Raw genomic sequence first — 4,425 nt, 5'->3', positions numbered from 1 at the left:
GTGGAAGACGGAAGCGCTATTGTATTCAACAATGCTACCTGTAATTGGGGTGATAATTCTATTTTGCTGGTGGATGATTCTGGTATCACAGCTACCAACACTATCCTTAAGAAAACAGATGATGGTGAAACTTGGCAAGGAATGCGGATATCAAATGCCGGGATAGTGACTATGACTAATACTACAATCTCTGGGGCTGACTATAATGAGGTGCTAGGTTCCCAAGTGCTGCTTGCCGATTGCCTATTCAATGTTCCAACAAATGGAGTTGGATTATCGATTGCAAACAAACTACCAGGCCAAAGTATCAGAATTACCGCGTCAACCGACAACAAGGGTTTTTATGGCGCAGGGACAGATAATATTGGATTGTACTATGATAATCCCTATGCCAACCTATTCTTACATGGTGTAGTATTCGAAGATCTGTGGTTAGGATTAGCGAATGGATCAAACCCAGCCTTGGGAGACACCATTCGATACTGCCACTTCAACAAGAACAGCACTGGGATGCATTTTATAGGACTTCAGTATTCGCCTTTAATCCGAAACTGTACTTTCTTTAAGAATGACTTGGGGGCGTATTTTGAAGTGACCTCTCCCAAGGTTGTGGAATGCGATTTTACAAGTTGCGATATTGGTATCCGCACAGAGCTATCAACTGCCCAATCTGGAGGAATCTTCGATTCTACCTTCAGTTTGGGAGATATTGGGATTGAAAGCAGAGGTTCAAACCAACGGGTTGCCTATAACAAATTCTACACAGATACAGGAATCCTGAATCATGCCGGCTCGATATTGAATATGGGAAATGCAGCTAAAAACCTGTATCAGGCAGAATATGAAAATCTGAAGTTCCAAGATACGTCTTCGTACACAGCCCGAGTCCAGCTGTATGGAGGCCATAATGATTTCTACCATAAGAATCCTGGTCCCTTCAATCTAAGTTTGGATTTTCATTTCGATGCAAACTGGGACGTTGGTGGTCTATTTAAAAGTCCCATTAATGCCAGTTACAATTGGTTTGAGGACAGTGTTGCAAAAATAAGCAGTCCTGGCACACCTTCAGATTACGCCTACTGCAATTATTACGATCCTTCGCCAAACGTTTACTTGGAAAATAACGAAAGGATGGCTCAGGCTATGAGTGCGGAACTAGCCGGGAATTACCTGACCGCCAATGATACGTATAAAACGATTCTGAATGAGAATGAGATCAGCGAAGCTGAATTGTTGTATGACGCCCTTGATGCCTATTACCGTACTGCTGATCAAGCTGGCGTTACACTCACCGGAACAGAATCCTACTTATTGGCCAAGATTGCTCAATACGATACTGATAATCCCATTCTTACCAAATACTTGCAGGATTATCTGATTAAAAACTGTCTGCAAGCCGAAGCCTTTCAAACAGCTATTGACTTGCTTGAGCTGAGAATCCTTAATGCAGAAAGTCCCGTTGATTCTCTCCACGCTGTGATGAATCTGGAGATTGTGCTGCAATTGGCTGCCATGAGCGAAAATAAGAAGCCCATCAGCACCAAATACACTCAATACATCTATCCCGATAGGAATGTGTTCAAAGCAAAACACCAGGAGCACTGGGATCTGCTTGATGAATTGCTGAATGGAACTGAAGAAGATATGATTCCGATTCCCAATAAAGCCCTCATCAGTTCAAACTACCCAAATCCCTTCAATCCCAGCACGACGATCGCGTTCAGCATACCTAAGGATGGCTTGGTTAAGGTTGGCATTTACAACGTGAAAGGCCAAAAGGTAAAAGATCTATGCGATTCTGAAATGCTACGTGGATTCCACAAAGTAGTGTGGGATGGCAAAGACAAGCACCAGCGTGACGTAAGCTCTGGAATATACTTCGTGAAAATGCAAGCATCCGGAGCCATACCAACCAGGAAGATAATGCTAATGAAATAGGGATCACATTGCCATATTGAGCCCGATCTGATAAATCGGGCTCAATTTCTTTTACAGAATAGAGCTTGTCGTCCTGCACTTCCAATGAAACGGCGGAAACGGAGTATGCGCTCCGGAGACACCTACCGGGTTCATCTCCGAGTCATATTCGATCTGATCGTCTTTGATCCAAGGTGCCAGAGCTTTGATGTAATCCCGGGCATCATCCAGGCTGTTTGATTTCGTATTCAGAGCCATGAGATTGTCCATTACTTCGATTGCATCGTTTAGCGGATAGACCCTATCTTGGGCAGCCAATGCCCGGCATATGTCACTAGTGCGATCATCCAGGATCACTACGAGCTTGTAATATCTGGCTTTGGCTTTCTTGTAACCCTGTAACCTTCCGAACTCTCGTATTCTCAGGGCTGTATGCTCTGCCAGTCCTTGCCAGTAGTGTGATGAGCGGTTGGCGAGATCATTGAACTGGTCTTTGAGGGTATCGGCAAGCATCTCCTTGGTATAGCCCTGCTCTATTGCCTTGGAGAGGGTGTCTGCGAAGTTCTGCCTGACATCAGCTTCAAAGTGATTCCCGATCCAGAACAACTGCTGCTTCTGAATGGTGGATGAGAGATGCTGGTCTTCAATGCCCCAGAGCCCGATGCTGGTCTTGGTTGGAGCTTGTACTTGGGTGTCCTTGAGTCCAAACCGCACACAGCGGTCTATTAACGCTTTGGTGGGCTCATTGACCAGTGCTGCGAAGTCATCTCCCAACTGGGTATTAATGATGCCCATAAGCTTATCTATGGAGTCCTTGTTGATCTTCTCGGCTCTCGGCATGTCACTTAGCATCTGGATGGCAAGCCGGGTTGCATCTCTGATCTCAGTTTTCCAAGAATTATTCAGGACCCGGTAGTACTCCAGCATTAGCTGATCATAGTAGTTCATTAGAAGGAGAATCTCCGGACTTTCACTCTGTTCCTGCCTATATCATATTCAGAGAAACGCTCCAGACATCCAGCCAAGGCATCACAGCCATCGATATAGCCATCAGGATAGGTGAGGAACTGACTTATGAGAGTTGGTGTGTCCTGTCCCTCCGGAAACAGAATCTTGGCAGTTTCGATGATGGTTTCAGTGCGTTCTATACGCAGGTTCTTGTTGTCCTTGTTATCGATCCGCTTGATTCTGTGAGATATCGGTGGCAGATGGTTATCAGTAGCCCACCTGTCGAAGTCAGCAAGGATGCGAGCTTGTCCGTAGGTGGTTTCACAGGCAGCTCTGGCTTTGACTCGGTAGATTCTATCTAACTCCTGATAGGCATCATAATAGTATCTGAAGAACTTGGTATTCTCAGTCTGACGTATCCAGACATGAAGCACGTAGAATCTGTTACCATCATAGCCAATAGAGATAACAGCTTTATAGCAGCCCTTCTCTCCCCAAGCAGGATCGGCATAGAGCCAGACACGCTTCATCTGGGATGGTTCAGGTAGTGTTCTATACTTGGTGAACCAGTGGTTCTTGAAGATGTTACCTTCGATTACCGACTGTCCGAGCATCTCCCTCTGATAACCGGTATGCCCAAACTTGGCTCGCAGGTTTGGCAGAGTGGCAGTAGGGTATTGCTCCTCCCAGATGGACTTGCCCTGCATATCTTCAAGAGAGAAGCGCAATATCGCCTTTTGGTGCGTCTTTAATACAATCTGGTAGGTAACGTCTAATTCTGGATTATCTGCTCGCATTTCGCCTAATATGAGCTCCTGAAACTGGCAGATGGAGTAATTGGGATGTACCAGGTTACCGAGCCAGACGATCTTGCCATTGCCCTCCGGTGAGAGAGCTCCGGCAAGCTCTTGGGTGATCTTCTCCATGCGTCTCTTGCCGATGGACTGGTTGCCCATGTTCTCTTCTTTGTCGATATCATCGCATACGATCAGTCCGGGCCGCTTGGCAGTCTTGGGATTGATAGTACCTCTATGGGACTGCTTGATACTTCTGGCTCTGATCCTGGCTTTATTCTTGAGATAGAAGTCCAGATCAAAGGCATCAACCGGCTGCAGCTCAGGATAGTCCATAGTGAGTCGCTTATTGTTCTGCAGTTCATGTAAAGTAAACGCTGTGCGCTCCTGTGCCAGATCTACGTCAGCAGCAGTATGGATCACGTAGCGTTCACCTCGGATTATCCTCCAGATGGGATAGACCACTCCCATTAGTACCGTTTTGCCCAGCCCACGAAAACCTGTGATTCCGATGATGCCTGAGCCCTTATCAGTCACATCGAACATAGTCTCATGTGCTGGGCAAAATGGTAGTGGGAAGATATGCGGGAAATAGGTATGACAGAAGAACGAGAAGGCATCCCAACCCTCGGCTGTGGTTCGTCTTATCCTCTCAGTCTTGGCTTCAGGATTATCGTATATAAAAGGCAAGACGGAGATCGTTTTTGAAGCGATCTCCGCCAATGCCTTGTTATGTCGCTGAATGAACTTCTTAGACATAACCGGG

The 4,425-nt window shown here is 46.2% G+C and carries 3 protein-coding genes; 1 reads left to right on the top strand and 2 read right to left on the bottom strand.

Annotated features, from left to right (window positions below):
• The coding region (locus LHW48_02790) for a T9SS type A sorting domain-containing protein (GenBank protein ID MCB5259386.1) at positions 1–1,938 on the top strand (1,938 nt) is incomplete at its 5' end.
• A gap of 51 nt (positions 1,939–1,989) precedes the next feature.
• On the opposite strand, the gene LHW48_02785 is transcribed toward LHW48_02790, so the two are convergent.
• Together LHW48_02785 and LHW48_02780 are read right to left on the bottom strand one after the other, a co-directional pair.
• Entirely contained in the window at positions 1,990–2,865 is an 876-nt protein-coding gene (locus tag LHW48_02785; GenBank protein MCB5259385.1) for a hypothetical protein, read from the bottom strand.
• Positions 2,865–4,418, bottom strand: coding sequence for a hypothetical protein (locus LHW48_02780; protein MCB5259384.1), 1,554 nt, complete (start codon positions 4,416–4,418; stop codon positions 2,865–2,867). Before LHW48_02780 ends, LHW48_02785 begins: the two co-directional genes overlap by 1 nt.
• Between the last annotated feature and the right edge of the window lie 7 nt (positions 4,419–4,425).

It is taken from the genome of Candidatus Cloacimonadota bacterium, assembly GCA_020532355.1.
Classification (GTDB): domain Bacteria; phylum Cloacimonadota; class Cloacimonadia; order Cloacimonadales; family Cloacimonadaceae; genus UBA5456.
Note: the sequence above shows the minus strand (reverse complement) of the source record. Positions and strands in the feature narration are given on the sequence as shown.

What these genes read in the sequence shown, in the direction of transcription:
- LHW48_02780 (MCB5259384.1), bottom strand. Translation starts at nt 4,418, where the DNA reads ATGTCTAAGAAGTTCATTCAGCGACATAACAAGGCATTGGCGGAGATC.
- LHW48_02785 (MCB5259385.1), bottom strand. Translation starts at nt 2,865, where the DNA reads ATGAACTACTATGATCAGCTAATGCTGGAGTACTACCGGGTCCTGAAT.